This is a genomic window from Micromonospora sp. NPDC005161 (genome assembly GCF_053599855.1).
In genome coordinates this window covers 33,157-58,748 of sequence record NZ_JBSFYQ010000033.1, presented here as the reverse complement: position 1 = coordinate 58,748, position 25,592 = coordinate 33,157, and the positions used below count along the sequence as shown (strand labels likewise).

At 68.2% G+C, this 25,592-nt stretch carries 24 protein-coding genes; 13 read left to right on the top strand and 11 right to left on the bottom strand.

The window, feature by feature from the left end:
- Positions 1–34 precede the first annotated feature (34 nt).
- From ACWD5O_RS26845 to ACWD5O_RS26790, 12 genes are all read left to right on the top strand, one after another.
- Positions 35–2,098 (top strand): CocE/NonD family hydrolase, encoded by a 2,064-nt coding sequence (locus ACWD5O_RS26845; protein ID WP_450086931.1) that lies wholly within the window; start codon positions 35–37, stop codon positions 2,096–2,098.
- Positions 2,099–2,254: 156 nt separating this feature from the next.
- The gene (locus ACWD5O_RS26840; RefSeq protein WP_450086930.1) at positions 2,255–3,877 is read left to right on the top strand and encodes an ABC transporter substrate-binding protein; all 1,623 of its coding nucleotides are present in this window, start codon (positions 2,255–2,257) and stop codon (positions 3,875–3,877) included.
- Positions 3,878–3,907: 30 nt separating this feature from the next.
- The gene (locus ACWD5O_RS26835; protein WP_387328117.1) at positions 3,908–4,867 is read left to right on the top strand and encodes an ABC transporter permease; all 960 of its coding nucleotides are present in this window, start codon (positions 3,908–3,910) and stop codon (positions 4,865–4,867) included.
- 1 nt (position 4,868) lies between these two features.
- A complete protein-coding gene (locus ACWD5O_RS26830) occupies positions 4,869–5,771 on the top strand; it encodes an ABC transporter permease (protein ID WP_387328120.1) in 903 nt (300 codons plus the stop codon).
- Positions 5,761–6,816 (top strand): ABC transporter ATP-binding protein, encoded by a 1,056-nt coding sequence (locus ACWD5O_RS26825; RefSeq protein ID WP_450086929.1) that lies wholly within the window; start codon positions 5,761–5,763, stop codon positions 6,814–6,816. The genes ACWD5O_RS26830 and ACWD5O_RS26825 overlap by 11 nt, the downstream gene beginning before the upstream one ends.
- Positions 6,813–7,835, top strand: a complete 1,023-nt coding sequence (locus ACWD5O_RS26820; RefSeq protein WP_387328126.1) for an ABC transporter ATP-binding protein — start codon at positions 6,813–6,815, stop codon at positions 7,833–7,835. Before ACWD5O_RS26825 ends, ACWD5O_RS26820 begins: the two co-directional genes overlap by 4 nt.
- Before the next feature lie 67 nt (positions 7,836–7,902).
- Positions 7,903–9,000: a mandelate racemase/muconate lactonizing enzyme family protein gene (locus tag ACWD5O_RS26815; protein ID WP_387328129.1), complete on the top strand. Its 1,098-nt coding sequence runs from the start codon at positions 7,903–7,905 to the stop codon at positions 8,998–9,000.
- 72 nt (positions 9,001–9,072) lie between these two features.
- The gene (locus tag ACWD5O_RS26810) at positions 9,073–9,699 is read left to right on the top strand and encodes a thiamine pyrophosphate-binding protein (RefSeq protein WP_387328131.1); all 627 of its coding nucleotides are present in this window, start codon (positions 9,073–9,075) and stop codon (positions 9,697–9,699) included.
- 21 nt (positions 9,700–9,720) lie between these two features.
- Complete coding sequence (locus ACWD5O_RS26805) at positions 9,721–10,341, top strand: thiamine pyrophosphate-dependent enzyme (protein ID WP_450086928.1); 621 nt, start codon at positions 9,721–9,723, stop codon at positions 10,339–10,341.
- A complete protein-coding gene (locus ACWD5O_RS26800; RefSeq protein ID WP_450086927.1) occupies positions 10,338–11,267 on the top strand; it encodes a dihydrodipicolinate synthase family protein in 930 nt (309 codons plus the stop codon). The genes ACWD5O_RS26805 and ACWD5O_RS26800 overlap by 4 nt, the downstream gene beginning before the upstream one ends.
- Before the next feature lie 80 nt (positions 11,268–11,347).
- Entirely contained in the window at positions 11,348–12,169 is an 822-nt protein-coding gene (locus ACWD5O_RS26795) for an NAD-dependent epimerase/dehydratase family protein (RefSeq protein WP_387328140.1), read from the top strand.
- 467 nt (positions 12,170–12,636) lie between these two features.
- Complete coding sequence (locus ACWD5O_RS26790) at positions 12,637–14,145, top strand: CoA-acylating methylmalonate-semialdehyde dehydrogenase (RefSeq protein ID WP_450086926.1); 1,509 nt, start codon at positions 12,637–12,639, stop codon at positions 14,143–14,145.
- Between the two features lie 860 nt (positions 14,146–15,005).
- Here ACWD5O_RS26790 and ACWD5O_RS26785 read toward each other — a convergent pair.
- The 11 genes from ACWD5O_RS26785 to ACWD5O_RS26735 all read right to left on the bottom strand — a co-directional run bounded on the left by ACWD5O_RS26785 (position 15,006) and on the right by ACWD5O_RS26735 (position 24,664).
- The gene (locus ACWD5O_RS26785; RefSeq protein WP_450086925.1) at positions 15,006–15,665 is read right to left on the bottom strand and encodes a hypothetical protein; all 660 of its coding nucleotides are present in this window, start codon (positions 15,663–15,665) and stop codon (positions 15,006–15,008) included.
- Between the two features lie 197 nt (positions 15,666–15,862).
- Positions 15,863–16,231: a hypothetical protein gene (locus tag ACWD5O_RS26780; RefSeq protein ID WP_450086924.1), complete on the bottom strand. Its 369-nt coding sequence runs from the start codon at positions 16,229–16,231 to the stop codon at positions 15,863–15,865.
- Positions 16,232–16,293: 62 nt separating this feature from the next.
- Positions 16,294–17,301 (bottom strand): IS3 family transposase, encoded by a 1,008-nt coding sequence (locus ACWD5O_RS26775; RefSeq protein ID WP_450086923.1) that lies wholly within the window; start codon positions 17,299–17,301, stop codon positions 16,294–16,296.
- Entirely contained in the window at positions 17,298–17,741 is a 444-nt protein-coding gene (locus ACWD5O_RS26770) for a hypothetical protein (protein WP_450086922.1), read from the bottom strand. Before ACWD5O_RS26770 ends, ACWD5O_RS26775 begins: the two co-directional genes overlap by 4 nt.
- 332 nt (positions 17,742–18,073) lie before the next feature.
- Positions 18,074–18,796: a maleylpyruvate isomerase family mycothiol-dependent enzyme gene (locus ACWD5O_RS26765; RefSeq protein WP_450086921.1), complete on the bottom strand. Its 723-nt coding sequence runs from the start codon at positions 18,794–18,796 to the stop codon at positions 18,074–18,076.
- On the bottom strand, positions 18,796–19,632 hold the full coding sequence (locus tag ACWD5O_RS26760) for a fumarylacetoacetate hydrolase family protein (protein ID WP_450086920.1): 837 nt from the start codon (positions 19,630–19,632) through the stop codon (positions 18,796–18,798). Before ACWD5O_RS26760 ends, ACWD5O_RS26765 begins: the two co-directional genes overlap by 1 nt.
- Positions 19,629–20,777: a cupin domain-containing protein gene (locus tag ACWD5O_RS26755; protein ID WP_450086919.1), complete on the bottom strand. Its 1,149-nt coding sequence runs from the start codon at positions 20,775–20,777 to the stop codon at positions 19,629–19,631. Before ACWD5O_RS26755 ends, ACWD5O_RS26760 begins: the two co-directional genes overlap by 4 nt.
- 109 nt (positions 20,778–20,886) lie before the next feature.
- Positions 20,887–22,149 carry a flavin-dependent oxidoreductase gene (locus tag ACWD5O_RS26750; RefSeq protein ID WP_450086918.1) on the bottom strand — a complete coding sequence of 421 codons (1,263 nt, stop codon included), beginning with the start codon at positions 22,147–22,149 and terminating at the stop codon, positions 20,887–20,889.
- A complete protein-coding gene (locus tag ACWD5O_RS26745; RefSeq protein ID WP_450086917.1) occupies positions 22,146–22,952 on the bottom strand; it encodes a fumarylacetoacetate hydrolase family protein in 807 nt (268 codons plus the stop codon). The genes ACWD5O_RS26750 and ACWD5O_RS26745 overlap by 4 nt, the downstream gene beginning before the upstream one ends.
- A 57-nt stretch (positions 22,953–23,009) precedes the next feature.
- Entirely contained in the window at positions 23,010–23,684 is a 675-nt protein-coding gene (locus ACWD5O_RS26740) for a cysteine hydrolase family protein (protein ID WP_450086916.1), read from the bottom strand.
- A complete protein-coding gene (locus ACWD5O_RS26735) occupies positions 23,681–24,664 on the bottom strand; it encodes an ABC transporter substrate-binding protein (RefSeq protein ID WP_450086915.1) in 984 nt (327 codons plus the stop codon). The genes ACWD5O_RS26740 and ACWD5O_RS26735 overlap by 4 nt, the downstream gene beginning before the upstream one ends.
- 120 nt (positions 24,665–24,784) lie before the next feature.
- On the opposite strand from ACWD5O_RS26735, the gene ACWD5O_RS26730 reads away from it, so the two are divergent.
- Positions 24,785–25,555, top strand: a complete 771-nt coding sequence (locus tag ACWD5O_RS26730; RefSeq protein ID WP_450086914.1) for an IclR family transcriptional regulator — start codon at positions 24,785–24,787, stop codon at positions 25,553–25,555.
- The last annotated feature ends 37 nt before the right edge of the window (positions 25,556–25,592 follow it).

Below are 25,592 nucleotides of genomic sequence, written 5' to 3'. Positions count from 1 at the left end.
CGCTTCGACGACCTCCTGGCGCGGTGAGCGACAGATGCGGGCGGGCGAAAGACAGAGGGGCAGCATGGCACGAGCCCGTAGGATCAAGACTCATTTCGATCGCCCGGTCGACGTGATCGATCACGTCTGGATTCCCATGCGTGACGGTGTACGGCTCTCCGCCCGGGTGTGGCTGCCCGTGGATGCGTCCTCCGACCCGGTTCCCGCGATCCTGGAATACATCCCGTATCGCAAGGGCGACGGCACGGTCGTGCGCGACTCGCAGATGCATCCGTACTTCGCCGGCCATGGCTACGCCGCGGTCCGGGTGGACATGCGTGGTAGCGGCGAGTCCGAGGGCGTGCTCCTGGACGAGTATCTCGCTCAGGAGCAGGACGACGCGCTGGAGGTGCTCGCCTGGCTGGCGGAGCAGCCCTGGTGCGCCGGAAAGGTCGGGATCATCGGTAAGTCGTGGGGCGGCTTCAATGGGCTTCAGATCGCCGCTCGCCGCCCCGCGCAGCTCGGCGCGATCATCACTGTCTGTTCCACGGACGACCGGTACGCCGACGACGTCCATTACCTGGGCGGGACTGTTCTCGCCTCGAAGATGCTGCCCTGGGCGTCGACCATGCTCGGCTTCAACGCGCTGCCGCCGGACCCGGCCGTGGTCGGTGAGCGCTGGCGGGAGATGTGGCTGGAGCGCCTGGAGGGCAGCCCGCCGTTCGTCGAGGCCTGGCTCACCCACCAACGACGCGACGACTACTGGAAGCACGGCTCGGTCTGTGAGGACTACTCGGCGATCGAATGCCCCGTGTACGCCGTCGGTGGCTGGGCGGACGGATATTCGAACGCGATCCCGCGTCTGCTCGCCGGCCTCCACGGTCCACGCAAGGCACTGATCGGCCCGTGGGGCCACCAGTATCCGGAGTCCGGGGTCCCCGGCCCCGCGATCGGGTTCCTCCAGGAGTGCCTGCGCTGGTGGGACCACTGGCTCAAGGGAATCGACACCGGGATCATGGACGAGCCCGTGCTCCGCGCCTGGATGCAGGAGCCGGTACCGCCCCGGCCCGCGTACGACGTTCGTCCCGGCCGGTGGGTGGCCGAGTCGTCGTGGCCACGGACGGACGACCAACGCCTGACGTACACGCTGGATGCGGGAGCACTCGTCGACCACCCGGTCGCGGAACGGCGCCTGGAGATCGACGGGACTCAACTCGTTGGTCTGGACGCCGGCGACTGGTGCCCGGGCGGCGGTGCGGCCGACCTCCCGTTGGACCAGCGGGGCGAGGATACCCGGTCGCTGTGCTTCGACACGGAGCCGCTGGCGGACCGGATCGAGATCTTCGGTTTCCCCGAGGTTACGCTCTCGCTGGCCGCGTCGCAGCAGCTCGCCACCGTGGTCGTCCGGCTGTGTGACGTCGCGTCGGACGGCTCGTCGCTACTCGTGACGCGCGGCGTGCTCAACCTCAGCCACGCCGGCGGCCACGAGGATCCTCGGGCCCTCGAGCCTGGGCGGCGCTACGAGGTCACAGTGCCGATGAACGCCATCGCGCAGGCGATCCCGGCGGGGCACCGGCTCCGCCTGGCCGTCTCGTCGTCCTACTGGCCATGGGTATGGCCGCCCCCGAAGCCGTTCGCGCTGTCGTTGTTCACCAGCGGGTCCACCCGCCTGGACCTGCCGGTGCGCACCCCCCGGGCGGAGGACGGGCAGCTGGCGACCTTTGGCGAGCCTGAGGTAGCGGCGCCGGCGCCGGTGGTGTCGCCGCCCGGCGACCCGGCCGGAAAGCGGCTGGTCGTCCGCGACCTGGCGACCGGGAAGGTGGAGATCCTGCGCAGGTCGGAGGACGACACAACGGTGACCACCACCGGGCTCGCGAAACGGCGATCCAGGCTCGAGACGTACGCGATCACTGAGGGCGACCCGCTCTCGGCCAGGGTGAGCAGCGAGACGATCTACCATCTGGCCCGCAACGACTGGTGCATTCGCATCGAGGCCCGTAGCGCCATGACGGCCGACGGCGAGAGCTTCCGCGTGACGAACACAGTCGAGGCCTTCGAGGGCGAGGTCCGTGTCTTCGCGAACACCCGCACGTTCGAGGCCCCCCGTGACCACTGCTAACCGCTGACCGACACCGAGGTGACTGTTGACTTTCGCTGGATAGAACTGCTTTCATCTCAGCGGAACACATGTGAGGCCGATCACCGGCGCGGCGGTACCGCGTGACACGAGACGGCCCCTGGCCCCCGCCATCTGCACAGTTCGAAGGTGGAACTCATGGACGCGAGCGACAACATCGGTAACCGGATCTCCGGCGGTCTGAGCCGCCGCAACCTGCTCAAGTACTCCGCGCTCGGCGTTTCCCTCGCCGGTGTGGGTTCGTTGCTGGCCGCGTGCGGTGGCGAGGAGGGGGCCGGGGCGAACATCTCGAGCAAGCTGCTGCGGATCCACCTCGACGAGGACATCTCGAACCTGGACCCGGCGTTCAACGCCGGCCACACCAACACGACCGTCCGTGCCAACATCTTCGAGCACCTGGTGACCTACCGCCCTGACAAGTTCGAGCTGGTCAACGAGTTGGCGGAGAAGTTCGAACCGTCCAGCGACGGGCTGCGCTACGACTTCACCCTGAAGAAGGGAATCCAGTTCCACGGCGGCTACGGAGAGCTGACGGCCGACGACGTCAAGTTCTCGTACGACCGCATCGCCGGCCTGACCGAGCCGAAGATCAAGTCCGCGTACCGGTCGGACTGGATTGCCTTGAAGGGCGTCGAGGTCCACGACAAGTACAGCGGGGCGATCGTGCTGAAGGAGCCGTTTGCTCCTCTGCTCGCCACGACCCTGCCAGTTGGTTCGGGTGAGATCGTGTCGAAGCGGGCGGTCGAGGAGCGGGGCGAGGCGTTCGGCACCAGCCCGATCGGCACGGGCCCGTACGAGTTCGTCGAGTGGAAGCGCAACCAGCAGGTCGTGCTCAAGAAGTTCGCAAACTATGGCGGCGCGGCCAACTACGCCGACAAGCCGCTGTGGGAGGAACTGCGGTTCGTCGTCATCGCCGAGGACAACCCGACGACTATCGCGCTGGAGACCGACGAACTCGATTTTGCTGTGCTGGGACCGACGACAGTCGCCCGGATCAAGAAGAACAACAGCTTCGAGGTCATTGAGAAGACATCGCTGCGCTACAACTGGATCGGCATCAACGCCGGCCACCCGAACTTCAAGAACAAGGACGTGCGGCTGGCGGTCATCCACGGCATCGACGTTCCCTCCATCATCGCGGGCGCCTTCAACGGCCAGTGGACGCCGGCGACCGGAATCGTCGCGCCCGGGATGCCGATCGGCTACTGGAAGGACGCGCCCGTCTACAAGCGCGATCTGGCCAAGGCCAAGGAGTTCCTGGCCAAGGCCGGCGCGCAGGGCATGAAGATCGAGATGTCGGTGTCGACCGGAACGCCCGGCGCGGCCAAGGTCGCCGAGATCGTGCAGGCCAACCTCAACGAGGTGGGCTTCGACGTGAAGGTGCTCGTCCAGGAGGGCGGTGTCTTCAACCAGGCCACGCCGGAGGCGAACGCCCAGAAGCAGCTCTTCTACATGAGCTACGCCACCAAGCCCGACCCGTCCTGGTCGACCAAGTGGTTCACCAGCGACCAGATCGGCGAGTGGAACTGGATGAACTGGGACAACAAGGAGTTCACCCGCCTGCACAACGAGGCGCTCGTCGAGATCGACCCCGCCAAGCGCAACGAGATGTACATCCGGATGCAGCAGCTCATGAATGAGGACGCGGTGGCGCTGTGGGTGGCGTGGCCGACGGCGTTCCTGGCCAAGCGCAAGGGCCTGAAGACGCCGGTCCGTCCCGACGGAGACTTCATCCCCTGGACCTTCGGCCGAGACGCCTAAGATCGCGCCGACAGTTACCGGAGACAATTAGTGGCCACGTACCTGCTCAAGCGGCTCGGCATGACGGTCGTCGTCGTGCTCGCCGTGATGACCTTTCTCTCCCTCCTCGTGCACCTGGTGCCCGGGGATCCGGTCGAGATCGTCCTCGGGCCACAGGCCACGCCGGCCCAGGTCGAGGTCGTCCGCGCGGAAATGGGGCTCGACGATCCCATCCCCGTCCAGGTGTGGGACTTCGTCGTCGGCGCCCTGCACGGCGACCTCGGCCTGGACTTCCTGTCCCGCACGCCGGTCACCCAGCTCATCGCGCAGGCTATCCCGCACACCGTGGTGCTCGCGATCACGGCGCTGGGCCTCGCGGCGCTCGTCGGTATCCCGCTCGGGGTCTACGCCGCCCGGCGGCAGAACTCGCTGGCCGACCGGGCCATGGCGCTGCTGTCGATCGGGTTCATCACGATGCCGTCCTACGTCGCCGCACTGCTGCTGCTGATCGTCTTCGCCGTCCAACTGGACGTGCTACCGGCGGTCGGCACGGGCAGCTTCGCGAACCCCCTGGACTACGCCACGCACCTGGTCCTGCCGGCGTCCGCGCTGGCGATCGCGTGGATCGGATACGTGGCGCGGCTCGTGCGCACCAGCATGCTGTCGGTGCTGGGCTCGAACTACGTGCGCACCTCCCGGGCGTTCGGCGTGCGCGACCGGATCATCTTCTACAAGTGGGCGTTGAAGAACGCCATCATCCCCACGGTCGCCGTGCTCAGCTCGGGCCTCGCCGATCTGCTCGGCGGCGCTGTCCTCGTCGAGATCATCTTCTCCCGACCGGGACTCGGGCGCCTCACCGTGGAAGCGATCTCCGAGCGGAACTTCCCGATCGTGCAAGGGGCCGTTCTGGTAATCGCGCTGTTCTACGTCCTCACGAACCTCCTCGCGGACCTGTCTTACCGGCTGGTGGACCCACGGATCCGCGTCGAGGAATCTGCGGTAGGAGCCTGACGTGACCATCGCCCCCGCTCCCGACCGGGTACCGCGCACCTCGGCGGGCCTCCGTCCGCTGCTCGGACGCCTGGTCCGGCGCCCCGCCGGCGCCTTCGGCGTGGCGGTTGTCGCCGCGCTCTTGCTCGTCGCCGTGTTCGCCCCGCACGTCGTGCCCTACGACGGAGCGACGCAGGACATCCCCAACCGGCTCCAGGGCCCCTCCGGCAGCCACCTGCTCGGCACTGACGGTCTCGGCCGTGACCTACTGTCGAGGATCCTGCTCGGCGTCCGCATCGAACTCGCCGTCGCGCTCCCCGCCGTATGCACCTCACTCGTGCTCGGACTCCTGCTCGGGCTCGTCGCCGGGTACCGGGGTGGGTGGGTGGACAACGTCGTGGTCGTGTTCATGGACACGATCCAGGCGTTCCCGTCGGTCGTGCTCGCGCTGGTGCTCGTCGCGGTGCTCGGCCCCTCGTTGACCAACCTCGTGATCGTCGTCGCCATCACCTTCGCACCGCAGTCGGCGCGGGTAACCCGGGCGTCCGTGCTCGCCCTGCGGCAGAGCCCCTTCATCGAGGCCGAACGGGCACTTGGCGCCGGCACCCTGCGGATCATCGGCGTACACGTGCTGCCCAACGTCATCGCGCCGATGTTCATCCTGCTGGCGATGAACATCCCGAGCGCCATCACGGTCGAGGCCGGCCTGTCGTTCCTCGGCATGGGCGTGCAGCCTCCGACACCTTCGTGGGGCGTCATCCTGAGCGAAGGCTTCGCGGACGTGTACGAGGCGCCGTGGGCCGTGCTCTGGACGGCACTAGCGCTCGTGCTGACCACCATCGGGTTCACGACACTCGGCGAAACCCTGCGCGACGTCTCCGATCCACGCCTTTCCGGAGCAAAGGGGTTGCGCTATGACCGATGACGGTCGCATCAAGAACGACCCGTACCTGCTTGAGGTCGACGGTCTGGACGTCACGTACCACTCGCAGGGGCGCGCCCTCGCCGCCCTGCAGGACGTGACCATCACAGCCCGGCCGGGCGAAATCATCGGCATCGTCGGGGAGTCCGGCTGCGGCAAGTCGACCCTGTCGGCCGCCCTCCTCGGACTACTGCCCCCGAACGGCGAGGTGACCGGCGGGCGGGCGCTCTACCAGGGGCGCGACCTGTTCACGCTCGGGCCGGAGGAGCGTAGGCAGCTGCGGGGCACCGAAATCTCCATGGTCTTCCAGGATCCGCTGACAAGCCTCAACCCCACGCTCACGATCGGCAGCCAAATGCTCGACGTGCTGCGCGCCCACTCCCCGACGCGGGACCGTGCGGCGGCTCGGCGCCGCATCGTCGAGATGCTGGAGCGGGTCGGCATCCCCGACCCGGCGGCCCGCCTCAGGTCGTACCCGCACGAGTTCTCCGGTGGCCAACGCCAGCGCATCATGATCGCGATGGCGCTCCTGCTGGAACCGGCACTGCTGATCGCCGACGAGGTCACATCGGCCCTGGACGTGACCCTCGAAGCGCAGATCCTCCAGTTGCTGTGCGACCTGCGCGACGAACGCGGGACCACGATCCTGTTCATCACCCACGACCTGGGAGTCGTCGCCCAGATCTGCGACCGGGTCGTGGTGATGTACGCCGGCCGGGCCGTCGAGGCGGCCGAGGTGACGGACCTGTTCGACCGCCCGCTGCACCCCTACACCGAGGCGCTGCTGGCGTCCGTCCCGTCACGACGGTGGCGAGGGTCCGAACTCCCGACAATCCCCGGAAGGGTGCCGTCCCTCGCGGAGCTTCCCGAGGGCTGCGCGTTCGCGAACCGGTGCGCGCACGCCGAACCCTGCTGCGGGGAACAGCGGCCCCGGTACGTCGAGGTGACGGGGCAGCGGGTGGGCTGCCACCTCTACGACCCAGAGTCGGGGCACGCGAATCTGCGCCAGCCGAGCGCGGCGACCACCGGGCGGAAGGAACAGCCGTGACCAACGACCATGACCGCCCGGACGCGATCGTCAGCGTGCGAGGGCTGCGAACGCACTACGTCGACCGGCAGTGGTGGTTCCAGCGCCTCCGCGGCCGCCAGCCCGGTGCCGTGCGCGCCGTCGACGGCGTCGACCTGGACATCCGCCGCGGCGAGGTGGTCTGCCTCGTGGGCGAGTCCGGTTCGGGCAAGACGACGCTGGGCCGCGCCATCCTACGACTGGCCCCCGCGACGCACGGCCAGATCTTCTTCGAGGGACGGGACATCACGGGGCTCCGGGGCGCGGAGTTCCGCCGACTGCGACCGAAGATGCAAATGATCTTCCAGGACCCGCACGGCAGCCTCTCGCCGCGGCTTCGCGTGTCGGACCTTCTCACCGAGCCGTACCGCATTCACGACGTGCCGGCAGATCAGCGCTACTCGGTCGCTGAGCTGTTGGAGATGGTCGAACTGTCGGCGACGCTCGCCGAGAAGTACCCGCACGAGCTGTCCGGCGGGCAGGCCCGCCGAATCGGCATAGCGCGCGCCCTGTCGCTGCACCCCGACTTCCTGGTCGCGGACGAGCCCACGGCCGGCCTCGACGTCTCCGCCGCGGCGAAGATCCTGAGCCTGATGCGCTCGCTGAGGGCCAGCCACGGCCTGACGTACCTGGTCATCACGCACAACCTGAGAATCGTCGACTACCTGGCCGACCGCCTGGCCGTGATGTACCTCGGCCGGGTCGCGGAGATCGGACCTGCGGAGCAGGTGCTGGACGCCCCGGCCCACCCGTACACCCGGGCCCTGCTCGACTCGGTGTCCGAGCCCGACCCGCATCGCCGGCAGGGACGGCGGCGGTTGCTGCTGCCCGGGGAGATCCCGAGCCCGAAGAACCCGCCATCGGGGTGCAGCTTCCACCCCCGCTGCCGCTTTGCCGAAGCCGTCTGCCGCGAGGTGCCGCCACTCGCCGAGGTCGATTCCCGGCACCTCGCGAGCTGTCACCTCTCGTCGAAGATCAGAGCCGCCGGAACGCCGGTGTGACAGGTACGCCGGCAGCAGATCCCGCCACGTACCAGCCGACCAGTCTTCGACGCGGAAGGACGACCTCATGCGTGTGCACCGCCTGACCACCAGCACCTACCGGCTGCCAATGTCGCAACCGTGGGACATCGACGTGACCTGCCAATACCTGATCGTGACAGAGCTGGAGAGCAGCGACGGCCTGGTCGGGCAGGGCTTCAGCTGGACCCCTCAGATCGGTGCCCTCGCCATCGAGACGATGATCGAGGAGGACTGCCGCCCGTTCGTCGAGGGCGGACCAGTGGCGCCCGAAGCCGTGTGGGACCGGTTGTGGTGGCGGCTGCGCGAGGCCGGCGCGGGTGGCATCACCACCCTGGCGATCGCCGCCGTGGACATCGCGCTCTGGGACCTGGCGGCGAAGCGGGCGGGGTCGAGCCTCGTCGACCTCATTGGACGGCAACGCGACCAGGTGCCGGTCTACGCCAGCGGCGTCAACCGGCACCTGTCCCTGGCGGAGCTCGAGGAACAGGCGCGCCGCTGGGTCGCGGCGGGACACACCCGATTCAAGATCAAGGTCGGCCGGCCCGAGCTGGACGAGGACATCGAACGGGTCGCCGCGGTACGCCGCATCATCGGGCCCGACCGAGTGCTCATGATCGACGCGAACCAACTGTGGGACGTCCCCGCCGCCCGCCGCGCGGCGAAGGCCCTGTCCGCCTTCGACATCCACTGGCTGGAGGAGCCACTACCCGCCGATGACACCCAGGGGTACGCACACCTGCGTCAGGCGATCGACATCCCCATCGCCACGGGGGAGAGCCTCTACACCGAACGCCAGTTCCGGGATCTGCTCGCTGCCGGCGGATGCGACTTCGTCCAACCCAACGTCTGCCGCGTCGGCGGGATCACCCCGTTCCTTCGCGTCGCCCGGCTCGCCCGGACCTTCGACATCCCCGTCATGCCGCACCTGCTGCCGGACATCTCGGGACAGCTCGCGCTCTGCCTGCCCCTGCCGGCGCTGGTCGAGGACATCGACTCTGCATCACTTGACGCGCTCGGCGCGCTGTCCCGGCCCAGCGGGGTCACCCTGACCAGCGACGGATTGCGCGCCGCGACGCCACCCGGGCATGGGCTGGCCTTCGCCACCGACCGCCTGACGCGGGTGACGAGAACCTCCCGCTCATGACGCGGACGCTGACCCACGCGGCATGACCGACGGCGCCCGACACCGAACAACGCTCACTGAGAAAGGTGTGCGATGAATCCAGACCAGCAGGACACCCGTCCGCCAACGCATCAGCTTGACCCGGAGGCGGTGGTGCGCGAACTCCTCGACTGCGGCATCACCCACGTGATCACCGTCCCCGACTACGTCATGCTGTCGGTCTACCGCGCCTTGGAGGCGAAGCCGGCAACGCACCCGCAGCTGATCTACACGTGCACGGAGGACGAGGCCGTGACCATGGCGGCCGGCTTGCACATCGGCGGAGCACGTCCAATGGTCATGATGCAGAACCAGGGCCTCTACGCCTCGCTCAACGCGGTTCGCGCCGTGGGTATCGACGCGCGCCTGCCGCTGTTCATGATGATCGGGCAGTTCGGGCGGGAGTACGCCAACCTCGGCAGGTCGCGGCAGGAGTCCACACGGCCGTTGGTCCGCAATTGCGAGCGCATTCTCGACGCTCTCGACATTCCGTACTTCGCATGCGAGCGACCGGAGGACGTCGGCAACGTGGGCAAGGCGTATCGACTGTCACAGGAGCGGCAGTGGCCCTGCGCGACACTCATCGGCACGTACACCGCCTGGCCCGGCGCTCCGACGAGCGATGGCGATGGTGCGGGCGGTGCGCCCGACGCGGCACAAGTCCACGACGCGAAGCGCTGACAGGGGGTCAGGACAATGGCAATGAGCACCGCCCAAGCGGCGTCTGTGATCGCGGCCCACCGGCCGCCGGACGCCGTCGTCATCTCGACAATGTCTTCGCTGCGGCATTTCCCGCGGCTGTCCCCGAGCCCGCTCAACCTGAGTTGCGTGCCGCTGATGGGAGGTGCGTCGGCGCTTGGCCTGGGAATCGCCATTGCGCAACCAAACCGAAGCGTGCTCCTGCTCGACGGGGACGGGAGCCTGCTCATGCAACTCGGGTCGCTGGTGACGGTGGCCGGGGTCCAGCCGAGGAACCTCTACCACTTCGTCTTCGACAACGGTGTCTGGTTTGAGGGCGGCGCCAACTTCGCGTTACCCGCTGCGGACCGGATCAGCTGGACGGGACTAGCGACCGCCGCTGGCTACGCGGCGACGTACAGCTTCTCCGACGCCGCCGCACTCGCCTCCGACCTTGACACTGTTCTAGCCGCCGCCGGACCGTGCCTGATCCGGTTGGACATCGACAAGGACGCCGCGGACCGGACGCAGTGGTCGGGCGTCAACCTTCAAGAGGAGACCCCTGACTCGCAGTTCTCCCGGATGGGCGACGAGGCCCGCACCGTGATGCGCGCCCTTCAGCAGAGCCAGGTGGGGCAGGCATGAGCAGCACAGCGACACAGGCACCGCACGCACAGGGCGTTCTCTCCGCCCTCGTGACGCCGTACCAATCCGACGGAAATCCGGATGAGACCGCGCTGGCCGCTCTGATCGACTTCCAGATCAGCCACGGCGTCGACGGCCTGTTCATCCTCGGTACCTCGGGGGAGGGGCTCCTGCTCTCGCCGGATGAGCGCAAGGCCTTCACCGAGACGGCGCTCAAACTTGTCTCGTCCCGGGTGCCCGTAGTCGTGCACTGCGGTGCCGCGGACACCGCAACGGCGGTGGAGCTTGCCCGCCACGCGGCCGGGTGCGGAGCTACCGCACTCGCGTCGCTACCACCACTGTTCTTCCCGTACACGCCGGAATCCCAGCTGACGCACTTCACCCGCATCGCGGAGGCTGCGCCCGACTGTGCCCACTACGTGTACGACAATCCGGAGCGGACCGGCTACGCCCTGGGCCCGGATCTCGTGATCAAAATGATTCGCGAGATCCCCAACCTGCGCGGGCTCAAGGACACCGGGGACTCGCTCGCCCGGATCACCACCTACCTGTCCCAGCCCGATCCGCCGATCGTGTACACAGGGAACAACGTTCTGCTGCTGGGAGCCCTGACGATGGGCGCCGCGGGCGCGGTGTCGACATTGGCCAACGTGGTTCCCGAACTGTTCGCGGCCATCGTTTCCGCGCACCGCCAGGAACGCCTCGCCGAAGCCCGGGACCTGCAGCTCACCGTCGCGCGGTTGCAGGCCGCGACGGCCGGGCTGCCCTACATCGCGTCCGCGAAACACCTGCTTGACCAGCGCGGGCTACCCGGCGGAGCACCCCGGTCCCCGCTGCCGGCCCTGTCACCCGAGCAACGCGCGACGCTCGAGGCCAGGCTGGCCGCTGACCCTGCGCTGCTGACCTGGCTGCAACCGGTCGACTGACCCCCGATGCCCGAGCCGTATCCGCGCCGACCCGCTCCGGCGACCGCCGTGCCGGCGACGCCCCATCCATGGGAGGCAAGATGACAAGGCTGGACGGCGAGTGGCTGCTCACCGGAGCCGCTGGGCAGATCGGTGGAATTCTGCGTACCGGGCTACGCTCCGTCGTGCAGGGTTTGCGGCTACTTGACATCAAGCCGTTGACCGCCGACTCGCCCAGCGAACGCGTTTACCGCCTGGACCTGCAGGACCTGACCGGCCTCACCGAAGCGATGGCCGGCGTCCAGGGCGTCATCCACCTCGCCGGCATAGCCGACGAGGCCGACTTCCGGGACCTCATCGAGGTCAACATCGTCGGTACCTACCACGTGTTCGAGGCGGCCCGGCGGGCAAACGTCGGGCGCGTCATCTTCGCCAGCAGCAACCATGTCACCGGCTCCTACCCGACGGGAGTACCGGTCGGTCCGGACATGGCGGTACGCCCGGACGGGTTCTATGGCGTCAGCAAGGCTGCGGGCGAAGCAGTGGCCAGGCTCTACGCCGACAAGTTTGGCATTGAGGTGGCGTGCCTGCGCATTGGAAGTTGTTTGCCTCGTCCGACCGAGCCTCGACACCGCCATACCTGGCTCAGCCCCAGAGACGCAACGGCCGCCTTCGTCGCGGCGATGGCAGCCCCCGATCTCCGATACACGACCTTTTATGCCGTCTCCGCAAACGAACTGGGATGGTGGGACCATGAGCCCGGTCGCGCTCTCGGCTACCACCCGAGCGAGAACGCCGAGTGCCACCCGCCTGGGTCGACCTGGGAGCCGGCCACGGACAGCGTCCAAGGCGGCGTCCTCGCGACGCCGGCCTACACCCTCGACAGACAGCGCCCCATCCGCACTAAATTCACGAGATCATGAGATTTTGGACATTAAGGGCGGCCGGATCGTGTCGCTACGCCTATCTGGATTCCGGCGGCTGTGCAACGACCGTTGGGGGTGCGGGTTGGGAGCAAGGGGTGCACTGAACGGCGCCGAACTGCATCGAACAACAGCCGACGGCCCGCAACGGCACCCGCTCCGCACCTCGACCAGGGCATGGATGGAGCCTCCCGCGTCGCTCCGTCCCTGTCGGTGGTGCACCCAAAGCGGGATACCGCGAAGGCGTGCTTGCAGTGTATGTCCGTCCAAGACCTTCAGAGCTACGTCATTGGCGCGCCGCTGGCGAACGTGGTGAAAAGAATCTCGGGTTTGTGAATGCGTCTCAGAGCTGATCATGTCGTGGACGCTGCGCGCCCTTGAGCCGCTACGTAGCTCAATCGCCCTCACCCGGCTCCGAGATCCCCCGACCACTCGGCACACCGCCCGTACGCGGAAGGACTATCAGCATGAGCACCCTGGGTACCGAACCCGCCCGCATCACACATCTCATCGGCGGCCGCTGGGATGGCACCTCCGGACGGACCAGCGAGGTCTTCAACCCGGCGTCCGGGGAGGTGACCGGCCGTGTCGACCTGGCATCCGCGGACCTCGTAGGCGACGTCGTGGCCACGGCCCGGACCGCGTGGGAGGGTTGGGCCGACACGTCGCTGGCCAAGCGAACGCAGGTACTTTTCGCCTTCCGGGAGCTTCTCAACGCCCGAAAGCAGGAGATCGCCGCGCTGATCACCGCCGAGCACGGCAAGGTGCTCGACGACGCGCTCGGCGAGGTGACGCGGGGCCTGGAGGTCGCCGAGTTCGCCTGCGGGATCCCGCAGCTGCTGAAGGGTGGGTTTACCGAGAACGCCTCCACCAAGGTGGACGTGTACTCGCTCCGGCAGCCGCTCGGCGTCGTCGCCGTGATCTCCCCGTTCAACTTCCCCGCCATGGTACCGCTGTGGTTCATCCCCATCGCCATCGCCTGCGGCAACGCGGTGGTCCTGAAACCCAGCGAGAAGGATCCGTCGGCGGCCGTGGCCGTGGCCCGGCTCTGGCGCGAGGCCGGTCTTCCCGACGGCGTGATGAACGTGGTGCACGGCGACAAGGAAGCCGTCGACGCGCTGCTGACCCACCCTGACGTCAAGGCCATCTCGTTCGTCGGCTCCACCCCGATCGCCCGGTACGTCTACGAGACCGCGACGGCGCACGGCAAGCGGGTCCAGGCCCTCGGCGGCGCCAAGAACCACATGCTGGTCCTGCCCGACGCGGACCTCGACCTGGCCGCGGACGCCGCGATCAACGCGGGCTTCGGTTCCGCCGGCGAGCGCTGCATGGCGATCTCGGCGCTCGTCGCGGTCGACACCATCGCCGACGAGCTCATCGAAAAGATCACGGACCGGATGCGCAAGCTGCGCACCGGCGACGGCACCCGCGGATGCGACATGGGGCCACTGGTCACCAGCGTGCACCGCGACAAGGTGGCCGGCTATGTGGAGGCAGGCGTCGATGCGGGCGCGACCCTGGTCGTCGACGGGCGCAAGGACGAGTTCGACGGCGGCGACCAGGGCTTCTGGCTCGGGCCGACCCTCTTCGACCACGTCACCCCGCAGATGTCCATCTACCGCGACGAGATCTTCGGCCCGGTGCTGTCCGTCGTTCGCGTGAAGTCCTACGAGGAGGGGCTGAACCTTATCAACGCCAACCCGTACGGCAACGGCACCGCCATCTTCACCAACGACGGCGGCGCGGCGCGGCGCTTCCAGAATCAAGCGGAGGTCGGCATGGTCGGCATCAACGTGTCGATCCCGGTGCCGGTGTCCTACTACTCGTTCGGTGGGTGGAAGGACAGCCTCTTCGGCGACACCCACGCCCACGGCATGGATGGCGTCCACTTCTACACCCGCGGCAAGGTCGTCACCTCGCGCTGGCTCGACCCGAGCCACGGTGGGCTCAACCTGGGCTTTCCGCGAAACGACTGAGATCCTCCACAGCCCGGCGCCGGTGGCAAAATGACGGGCGACATCGGTCACTGGCCGACCTGCCCCGATCAGATCCAGGATCTTGCGCCGAAACTCCGGGGGATACAGTAGCCGCGCCGCGCCGCGTCACGCTCTCTGACGGCCGGGTGACATCAGAATTCACCAACGCGATTTTGGAGAACCCGCGGCAGACCACCGCCGATCTGCCGTCGCGGCTAGCCCCGAGACCGGGGAGCGAATTGGGAGCAGCGGGGTGCGCTGAACGGCCTTCAACTGCGTCGAACAGCACTGAACTGCGCTGAACAGCACGGGCCCGACCTGCAGTTTTACGTCTTCCCTTGTCAGACGCATCGCAGCGTCCCGCTTCACACGGAGTGCTCAACGACTTTGACCAGACGGCAACTGCTGTCTATCTGGCCTGGTGGGGGAGTGTGAGCAGGCCAGGGCGGTAACGACCGTGCGGGGCGGCCGGGCGTTGCGTTGGGAGCAGATTGGGTGCAGGCCGGCTAAGTGGTCACCGCAGCGAAGAGGTCACCCGGCCGTACCGCAGTCAAGCCGCTGGGCAGCAACGACGCGCGCTTCGAAGCGCTTGACCTCCCAGTGACGTCCGAAGTGGTCACCTGTCGCTGCTCCCAACACGGCTAGCGCCGCCCGACACCTCCGGCCGTCGAACTTCGCCTCGGCGCCCCGGGTAGGAATAGACGAGCGTCGTTCAGGTTGGCTTCATGGAGCGCGCCGGCGTGCCGTTATTTGGGACGATGATCCCACGGGTAACGCCCTGACCAGGCCCTTCTGGCTGGAGACCTCTTCGGCGTCCCTGAAGTGGTCGCGAGGATGCATTGGCCGGGCTCGGCCCTCCATCACCCGAGAAATTGGGCCTCGGGCGCCAATCCTGTTGTGAGGGCGTGACTGGCGATCAGGTCGCACTCGATCTCGAGCAGTTGGGTCGGGGAGCAGCCCGGCAAGCCTGCCCAGGAGCTTTCGAGGGGTTGGCTGAACGCGGCGCGCTGCCGGTGGCCTTCACGTTGGCTCTTGGCGACATGAGCGGCCAGTCGGGCCCGGATCAGCCCTTGGCCGATGTACACGAGGCGCGTCTGGCCGGGGCGGCGGATTCGGTAGACGCCCACCATGGGCTCCGTCACCGTTCCGGAACTCCAGGAGCTCCAGGGAAGCTCGGCCCAGTCACACCCCGTCGGAGCGCGACCAAGGTCAAGAACTGGTCCCTGGTCGGCAGGCCGGGAAGCGCGAGAGTCCTGGTAACCGCGTGCCCGGCGGCCTGCCCTCACGAGCGCCGCGTTGTTACCTGTGGACTTGACCCACCCGTCCGGCATGCGTCCAAAGTTGGCCGTCGGCGAGCGACCGAATCGCGCTCGGTGCTGCGAAAGCACCACACACTCCGCCATCTTGCGTACCCTGACGTCCCCGGCGAACTCCGCAATGGAGAACTCGAAACTGGCGCCGCCGGCGGTGCGCATGACCCACAGGCAGGGAGCGGCCGTATGCGGGTCGTTGTACGGCATCTCCTCTCGATAGAGAACGCATAGCTGATTGAGTCGGCGTCGCAGCTCAGCGGTCTGCCCGACGTAGGCGAGGGCGCCTTCACCGATGCGCCTCACCTGGTACAGCCCCGGGCCTCTTGGCACTTGCAGGCGAGCGGCCCGATCGCCGAGCGGAAGCCAACCGCTCCAGGCGAGGGCCCGCGTGGTCCGGCTCGAACTCAAAGTCGGCCACTTGCACGGAAATGGTCAGAGGCCCCTCGCACCTGCTGGATCCAGAACGCCTCTCGGGCCTGCTTCGAGGCACCCTTCTGGAGTAAACCCATGTCCTGCGCGAGCTGATAGAAGCCTGGGCCGGCGTCGTTCGCATCAAGGTAGATCACCAGCGCCGACATCATCGCCCCTACAACCGGATACGTCTCCTGGACAATCCGGCCCAGCAGAAAGCCCATCGCAGCACGCTCGGCCTGCTCCGAGAAGTCGAACGCCGGGCAGCCCGTACGCCGCGCCAGCGTCACGCTCATCTCGGTGTAGGACGTGTCGCGCTCCATCAACGCCCGCTCGCGCAGGAACTGCTTGCCCGCGCGCACCAGTACCTCCCACTCGTCATCGTGACGACCGTACGCCGACACGCGATCCGGTAGTTGTTAAGTCAAAATGAGACGGTCTGTGTCTGTTGGGCTGGCTGGTTGATCCACGCTTGGTCGGGGAGTTTGGGTGCGCGGGGCCGGTGGTTGAACCTGTCCGGGTGCGCAGCGTGAGCTGCGTCGAGGGTGGCCTGGCGTTGCTCGCGGATGTGGCTGGCAGTGCCGTAGTGCACCGATGCTGGGGTATGCCAGCCGATCCCGGAATGCCGGTGTTCGTGATTGTAGGCGGTGAAGAAGCCGTCGCAGAAAGCTCGTGCGTCCGCGAGGGATCCGAACCTCTCCGGGAAGTCCGGCACGTACTTCATGGTTTTGAACTGGGCCTCGGAGTACGGGTTGTCGTTCGAGGTCCGGGGCCGTGAATGCGAACGGAGCACACCGAGATCAACAAGCATTTCCGATACCGGCTTCGATGTCATGGCGCCGCCGCGGTCGGCATGGATGGTGTGCGGCTCAATCCCGTTTCGCAGGACCGCCTCGGCGAGGAAATCGCGGGCCACGACCGCGTCCTCGCCGGCGGCGACGAGCCAACCGGTGATGTAACGTGAGTAGATATCGATGATGACGTAGCACTTGAACCAGACGCCTTTGACTGGTCCTTTCAACGCGGTGATGTCCCAGGACCACACCTGACCGGGGCCGGTCGCGACCAACTCGGGGCGCACCCGCGGCGGGTGACTGGCCAGCCGGCGTCGTTCCCGGCTCTGCCCCGCGGCACGGGCGATCCGATACATCGTGGACATCGAGCAGTGGTAGCGGCCCGCATCGAGTTCCCTCGCCCAGACCTGCGGGATCGCCAGATCGGCGTAGGCGGGCGAGTTCAGCAGGGCCAGGACCTGGTCACGTTCGGCGGTGCTGAGCGCCTGCGGCGGTGGGGTCCGCGGCAGCCATGGTCCGTGCCGTGGTCCACGAGGCTTGGCCTGGCGGTAGTAGGTCGCCCGTGATGTTCCGGTCAGCGCGCACGCACGTTGCACCGGCATCCCGCCATCACGGAGTTCCGCGAAGACTGCGGTCAAGATTTCTTCGGCGGGCTGTCGATGTCCGCGCTCTCGGAGAGTTCTTCCAAGAGCGCGTGTGCTTTTCCCATAATATCGAGGGCCATGCGGGTCTTTTTCAGATCCGCTTGGAGTTTCTCGTTCTGCCGGCGTAGCTTCTCCAACTCCAACTGCTCGGCCGACTTCTTCACCCGCTGCCCCGCAGGAATCGTTGCGGCATCCTCCTTCCGGCCGCCCGGGTTACCGAGCACTCCGGCGTCACGAGCTCGTGTCCATTCGATGATGTGAGACGAGTACAAACCCTCCCGGCGCAGGATCGCGCCTTTCTCACCGTTCGGGGCGTTCTCGTACTCGGCGACCATCGCGAGCTTGTACTCCGAGCTGAAAACCCGCCGGGACGGCTTCGGCGCCGGATCGACCCCGCCGCCGGACGCCGACTGCTTGCCAGATGAGGTGGACACGTACACAAGGATCTCCGATCCCCGTCCTCTGGTCAGCACCCCCCACTCACACGGGGTGTCTCAGACCATCCTGACCAAGAGGGGTTCGCCTTCCTGCCGTATCGCGATTGGAGGCCTCGACCCGATGAGGCATCCCGAGTCCGATGGCTTCGGGACCCCCAACACGCTGGTATGTGGTATGTGCCGGGGGAAGCAAAGTAGGTGGAATCGGCCGTGCGGTTGAAGGCGGCGTTGGACAGCTCGCCGATGTCGCCGCCCACCACGATGACGTCGACGTCGTTGCTGCCTGTGGTCATTGCCTGGTCTTTCTCTCAAGCAAGAATCGCGCCCGGTCAGAGCCACCGCGGCAGTTCGGGCGCGGGCTCCTCGCCGGTGCTGGTGACGCCGGGCGCCGGGCGGCCGGAGAGGTACGCCGTGAGGCCGGCGAGGGTGCCGGTCACCGGGGTGGAGCCGCCGACGGCGGAGACGGCCCACTTGCCGCGGTGATCGGTGGCTGTGAGGGTGAGCGCGGGACCGTCGCCGGCGGCGGACCGCTTTGCGGCAATGTCGTCGAGCAGGGCGGCGAGGAAGTCCGCTGGCAGGTCGTCGAAGCCCACCCCGGCGCCGAGGTCGACGGCATGGATCATGACCTCGCGGGCCCGCATCCACGGGATCTCCTCGGCGGTGACGGTGCGGCCCTGGGCGGTGCGGACCTGCCGGCGCCACTGCTGCTCGTCCAGCCCAGCCAGCCGCGCGTGGAGGGTCGCGGCGGCCCGCGCCGCCCAAGCCCGCAGCTCGGCCGCCGGCCGCGTGGCGCCGGCCTCGATGTCCGCGTCGCGCTGCTGCGGCGAGGAGTACATCGGCGTCTCCTCGCCGGTGCGCGCCCAGTGTGCCAGGTTGACCAGCGCGTCGGCGTTGGCGGCGATGTGGGCCAGCAGGTGCTTGCCGGTCCAGCCGGCAAGTGCGGTCGGCTGGTCCAGCCGGTCGTCCGGCAGGGCGGCCAGGGCGGCGGAGAATGTCTTGCTGCCCTGAGCCATCCAGCGCAGGCTGTCCGCCCGGGTACGGTCGGCGACCATCAGGCAACCGACTCGGCTACGGCCTTGGCCTCGGACCGGCCCAGTCCGGTGATCTCGGTGGTCAGGACGCTGCCGTCGGCGAGGTACCGGGCGGGCTTGCGGGCGTGGCCTACCCCACCGGGGGTGCCGGAGGCGATGACGTCGCCCGGGTTGAGCGTGACGATCGTGGAGATGTACCGCACCAGGGCGACAGGGTCGAACACGAGATTCGAGGTGTCGGCCTGCTGCACGACCTCACCGTCGACGGTTCCGGTCAGGGTGAGCGAGGGTCGGGTGCCGCCGGGCAGTTCGTCGGGGGTGACCAGGTACGGGCCGAAGGGCGTGGTGGCCTCCCACGTCTTGCCCTGCAGCCACATGTGGGTGCGGTACTGCCAGTCGCGCATGGTGACGTCGTTGAGGACGGCGAACCCGGCAATCGCCTCACTGGCCTCGGCGTCGGTGGCGCGGCGTACGGTCCTGCCGATGACGATCGCGAGTTCGGCCTCCCAGTCGACCTGGTCGGACTCCGATGGAAGCCGGATCTCGTCGTAGGCACCGATGAGCGCCTCGGGGTACTTGGCGAACAGGGTCGGGTACTGGGGAAGGTCCCGCCCCATCTCGAGGATGTGGTTGCGGTAGTTCAGACCGACACAGATGATCTTGCCTGGGCGGGGCACGACCGGCGCGTAACCGACGGCCTGAACCGCGGGCCGCTCCGTCCGGGCCGCGTGCTCGGCCCAGTCCGGCCGGGCCAGCAGCTCGCCGACGTCGGCGAGGCCGAGGTCGACCAGCCTTTCTCCCTGCATGCGGACGGCTCGGGTGGCGCCGTCGGCGGTACGGATGGTGGCGAGCTTCATGCGTTCTGTCCTTCCGGGTGGACGCGGTCCAGGTGCAGCGCCTCGAGGATTGGGCTGTCGCTGAATCGGAAGAGATCAAGAGCAGCCGAGTCGGAGTCGGACGCCGAGGCCTCGGACCTGGCCGAGAACGGCACCCAGGAGGGGACGACGAAAAGGTCGCCGCGGCTGACCGACCAGGACGCGTTGCCGACCGTGACCCGTCCGCTGCCGTCGAAGACCTGGTAGACCGAGGAGCCGACCTCCCGGCGGGGCACCGTCTCGGCGCTGCGGCGGATGCGGTGCATCTCCGCCCGGATGGTCGGCAGCACGTCGCCCCCGCTGGTGGGGTTGACATAGCGGACCGCCGCGTGACCCGGCTCGACTGTCCCGGCGTGACCCTCGGCCTCCAGTTCGAGCTGGTCGGTCAGCGCCCGGTCGGTGTCCACCCACCGGTAGGCCAGCAGCGGGGTGCCGGGCCGCGGGCCCGGGGCCGAGACGGGGCGCAGGCCGGGGTGGCCCCAGAGCCGCTCGGAGCGGGAGCGTTCGGGCGTGGTGCGCTCGGCCGGGCTGATTTCGTCACGGCCGAACTCGAAGAACTGCGACTCGGTGAGGTACTGGAACGGGATGTCCAGGCCGTCGATCCACGCCATCGGCTTATCTGCCGCGTTGTGGTGGGCGTGCCAGTTCCAGCCCGCCTGCGGTAGGAAGTCCCCGCGGCTCATGGCCACCGGATCGCGGCCGACCACGGTCCAGACCCCCTCGCCTTCGACGACGAAGCGGAAGGCGTGCTGGGTGTGCCGGTGCTCCGGGGCGTCCTCGCCCGGCATCAGGTACTGGATCGCCGCCCACAGCGTCGGCGTGGCGAACGGGCGGCCGCCCAGCGCCGGGTTCGCCAGCGCGATCGCCCGCCGCTCCCCGCCGCGGCCGACCGGGACCAGGTGCCCGGCCCGATCCGCCAGGGCCACCAGGCTCTCCCACCGCCACAGATGGGGGACAGCCTTGGACCGCGGACGCGGCGGCATCAGGTCCCCGATCTCCGTCCACAACGGAACCAGGAGCTCCTGCTCGAAGCCGCGGTACAGCTCCTCGAGCGACGCCGACGGCGTCGGCTGATCCGGCGAGTCGACCACGGTGAGGCGCACCGGCGACGTCACGGTGTCGGTCATCTCTGGCTCCTTCTCAATGGCATAGCTGGGCGGTCACCCGCGTCGTCGATTCCCAAGCCTCTATGCGAGCAGCGCGGCAGCTCGGACAGTGGATCGTGCCGGCACCAGATCAGTCGCCGGTGCGCAGGGCCTCCGGTGAGAAGCCGGCGATCTCCTTGTAACGCCGCGAGATCGCCTCCAGCTCGCCCTGGCTGATCACATCCTCGATGCGATCGAACGGTTGGTCCTTGGTGCGTTCCCACACCTCGCGGATGATCACGTCGGGCGGTGTGCTGCGGTTGGTGCGCACCACCTGGGCGGTGGCCGGCAGCCGCTGGTCTGAGTACGCCTGGAGAGCTGCCTGCGGGTCGCCGATGGTCGACAGCGACCGGCGCAGCACTCGCGCGTCGATAATCGCCTGTCCGGCCCCGTTGGACCCGCGCGGCACCATCGGGTGTGCCGCGTCGCCGAGCAGCGTCACCCGGCCGAAGGTCCAGCGGTCCAGCGGATCTTGGTCGACCATCGGGTACTCCAGCACCTGTTCGGTGCCGCGCAGCATCGCGGGCACGTCGAGCCAGTCGAAGTGCCAGTCCGCGAAGGCGCCGACGAAGTCCTCGAGCTGGCCCTGGCGGCCCCAGTCGCGCTCGACCTGGCGCGGCGTCTCGATCTCCGCGACCCAGTTGATGAGCTGGCTTCCCTGCCCGTCGACGTTGTCGCGAATCGGGTAGATGACCATCTTGCCGTGGTCCAGCCATCCAGCGCGGATCATGCTTGCGCCGGTCAGGATCGGCCGTCCGACCGTGGTGCCGCGCCACATGTTGATGCCGGAGTACCGCGGCAGCCCTTCGTCGGGGTGCAGTTGCGCGCGGATCGCCGAATGGATCCCGTCGCAGGCTACTACGGCACTCGCCGCAACAGTGGGCAGCTGCGCGCCGGTGCTGGAGCTGCGGAACTGCACCTGCGCGCTCCGGTCGTCCTGGGTCACACCGGTACAGCGGTGGTCCAGTACAACACCGTCCGGACCCAGCCGCTCGCGTACCGCCTGCAGCAATACCTGCTGCAGGTCGCCCCGGTGGATGGAGAACTGCGGGTAGTCGTATCCCGCGAACCGACCGCTCGGCTCCCGGTAGATGAGCTGACCGAACCGGTTGTAGAAGACGGACTCGCGGGTTGTCACCGCGACCCGTGCGAGCTCGGGCTCCAGGCCCAGCTGGCACATAACCCTGGAGGCGTGCGGCAGGATGTTGATGCCCACGCCGAGTGGGCGGATCTCGGGTACGGCCTCGTAGACGCGGCACGGGATGCCGGCGTCGTGCAGTTCGAGGGCGAGCACCAGGCCACCGATTCCGGCGCCGATGATGAGCACGTCGTCGCCGCTGCGGATTGCGCTCACTCTTTTTCCTCTCGGCAGACGTTGAGGCACTCGCCGAGGCCTTCGACGACGGTCAGTAGGGTCTGCCCGGGTGCCAGGAAGACCTTTGGGTTGCGGGCCGCGCCGACCCCGCCGGGCGTGCCGGTGGCGATCAGATCGCCCGGGCGCAGCGTGGTGAACTGGCTGATGTAGGCGACGGTGGTCGCGGGGTCGAAGAGCAGGTCCGAGGTGCGGCTGCGCTGCATGACGACGCCGTCGACCTCGCAGCGCAGCTCCAGGTCCCGGGCATGGTCGATCTCGTCGGGCGTGACCAGGAACGGCCCAACCGGCGTGCTGCGCTCGAACGCCTTGCCCTGCAGCCACTGGGTGGTCCGCCACTGCCAGTCCCGCATCGAGACGTCGTTGACGACTGTGTAACCGGCGATGGCTTCGCGGGCCTGTTCGGAGGTAGCCCGGCGCAGCGGGGTGCCGATGACGACGCCCAGCTCGGCCTCCCAGTCGACCTCAGCGCTCGTGGCCGGCAGTACGACCTCGTCCCGAGCGCCGATGAGCGTGTCGGCGAACTTCGCGAACAGCGTGGGGTGCTCGGGCAGGTCGCGCCCCATCTCGAGGATGTGCGTGCGATAGTTCAGCCCGACGCAGATAATCTTCGATGGACTGGTGACGACCGGGGCGAAATCGACGTCCTCGACGGGTACCGGCTCGCCGGCCGGCCGGATCCGATCGATGTCCTGCAACTCAGCCGCGGCGAGCAGCGCGCCCACGTCCTGATAGCCGAGCGGGACGACGACATTGTTCTCGACCCGGGCTGCTCGAGTGCCCATAGCCGTTCGGATGGTGGCCAGACGCATTGCTTCAGGTGCCTCCTTGGCAGGAACGGTTCAGATCTGGGCGGCCGGCTCGGCCGATGCAGCGGATTCCGCGGCGGGGGGAGACCATGCGGCCCGGACCTCCGCGACGGTGACGACCGGCCCCAGGTAGGACCGGAACTCGTTGACGGCGCAGTCGTGCCGGGCCCGGCTCGTGGCCGCGGCGGCGTCGGCAACCAGTACCGGCTGGAAACCCCGGGCGAGCGCGTCGAAGCCGGTCGCCCGTACGCACAGGTCGCTGGTCACCCCGGCGAGCAGCACGACGTGGCGACCGCGCGCCCGCAGGGACAACTCCAGGGAGGTGTACGCGAAGCCGGAGTACCGATGCTTGACGACGACGCGCTCGTTGTCCGCCGCGGAGATGCGGTAGGGCTGCGCCCCCCATGAGCCCTGCCAAACGATCGGGTGATGTCTCGGGTCGAGCAGGTTGCCGGCGTCACCCCGGGCCAACCACTCGGGCGTGTCCGTCCAGTCCGAGTGCTCCGTGCGCACGTGCAGGCACGGGACCCCGGCGGCCCGGGCCACGTCGAGCAGCGCGGAGATGGCATCCACGGCGGGGGCGACTTGGCTCATGTCGCCACCCGCCCGGGCGAGCGCCCCGTCCGGGTCGCAGTAGTCGTTCTGCACGTCGACGACCACCAGCGCGCAGCGGGACACCGGCAACACTTTGGCGACCTTCAGGCTCACTCAGCCGCCCCGGGGGCAACCAGTGTGTCCAAGTCGATCTTGCCGTTGGACAGGCCGTACTTGCCCATCTTCTCGGCCATGAAGCGCAGCGAGTCCAGGTCGCACTTGGGCTGCCACACCGGCAGGATCATCTTCTGTGCGGCGTCGGGGGAGACCTTCTGCAGCGTGGGCAGGGCGGTCCGGAACGCGGCAGGGTCGGATGCGATGGCCTCGGCGGTGGCTGCGACGCCCTTCTGGAAGGCTTCCACCACCTTCGGCTGCTCCTTGACGTACTTGGTGGAGGTGACGAACGAGCCGATCTGCAGGCTGGGCTTGGACTCTACGTAAGGCCACAGCACCGGCTGGAATCCCTGCTGGCGACCAAGCGACACGAACGGCTCGATCTCCCAAGCGGCGTCCACCCGTCCGGCGGCCAGCGTAGCCAGCATGTCGGGGAAGCCGACCTCGACGAACTGGATGCCGGAGGTGTCGACGCCGCGACCCTCGAGGGAGGCCTTGATCGTGACGTCGCCGATGTTCTTCAGGGTGTTGACCGCGATCTTCTTGCCGGCGAGGTCCTTCGCCGAGGTGATCGGGCTGCCGTTGGCTACGAGCACAGCGGAGAAGTCCGCGTCGGCCTTGTCGGTGGCGAACGTGCCGGGAGCGACGAGGGAGATCGGCAGGCCCTTGCTGGACGCGAGCAGAACGCTCGTGGTGTTGGAGCCACCGAACTGGTAGTTGCCGCTGACAACACCCGGGATGACGGCGGCACCGCCGGCCGCGGTGTCGATCTCCAGGGCCAGCCCCTGCGCCTTGAACAGGCCCTTCTGCTCGCCGTACTCAAGGAAGGCGGCGGGGACGCCGGCGGTCTCAGCGATCTTGATGGCGGTGGGTTTGCTGCTGTCCGGCACTGTCTTGGACGAGCCGCCGCTCGACGCACCGCAGGCGGCGAGCAGCAGGCAGATTGTGGACGACGCGGCAAGGCGCAACGAAGAGTGCATGGCTTCTCCTGGTCGGGTGCCTGAGTCCCGCCACCGTAGCGACCGTGTTGCGGGTGATGGAACAAGTCCAACGTGTTTTTCTGCTGGCCAGAACAATGGCCGGTCACATATGGTCCCGTCATGCCGAACCGCGGGGACAAGCCTCTCCCTCCGTACGCCATCGAGTCCGTCGACAAGGCGCTGCGGTTGATCCTCCTCATGCGGGACAGAGGGGAGGTCCGCGTGACCGACGTCAGCGACGAGCTGGGTGTCGCCAGGTCCACCGCGCACCGGTTACTCATGACGCTGGTCCACCACGGGTTCGCTCTCCAGGACACGGCGTCCCGGTCGTACCGGGCCGGGCGGGCCCTGGTCGAGATCGGCCTGGCCGCAGTCGGCGAGCTGGACGTGCGCCGCAAGGCCCGGCACCACATGGAGCGACTGGCGGCCGAGTTGCGCGAGACCGCCAATCTCGTGGTGCTCGAGGGCGCCGCCGTCCGCTTCATCGACGGCGTGGAGGCCGACCAGGCGCTGCGCGTCACCTCCCGCACCGGGGCGCTGGTGCCGGCGCACGCCACATCCGGCGGCAAGATGCTGCTCGCCGAGCTGACCGACAGCGAGCTGGAGGAGCTGTATCCCAGGGGGTTCAGCCGAATCACCGACCGCACGTTGACCGACCTGGCGGCGCTGCAGGAAGAACTCGCGGACGCGCGCCGGCTCGGTTATGCGATGAACCGGGGGGAAAGCGAGCAGGGCGTGTACGCCGTGGCGGTCTGCGTGCGGGACCATGGCGGTCGCGCGGTCGCCGCACTCGCCGTCGCCGTGCCCGCCCCACGGGCCGACCACTCCCGCCTGCGCGGCTTCGTCGAGCCTCTGCGCCGCGCCGCCGAGGCGATCAGACAAGACCTCTGACCGGTTCCATCCGTTTGGGCGATCGATCTGTTCTGCC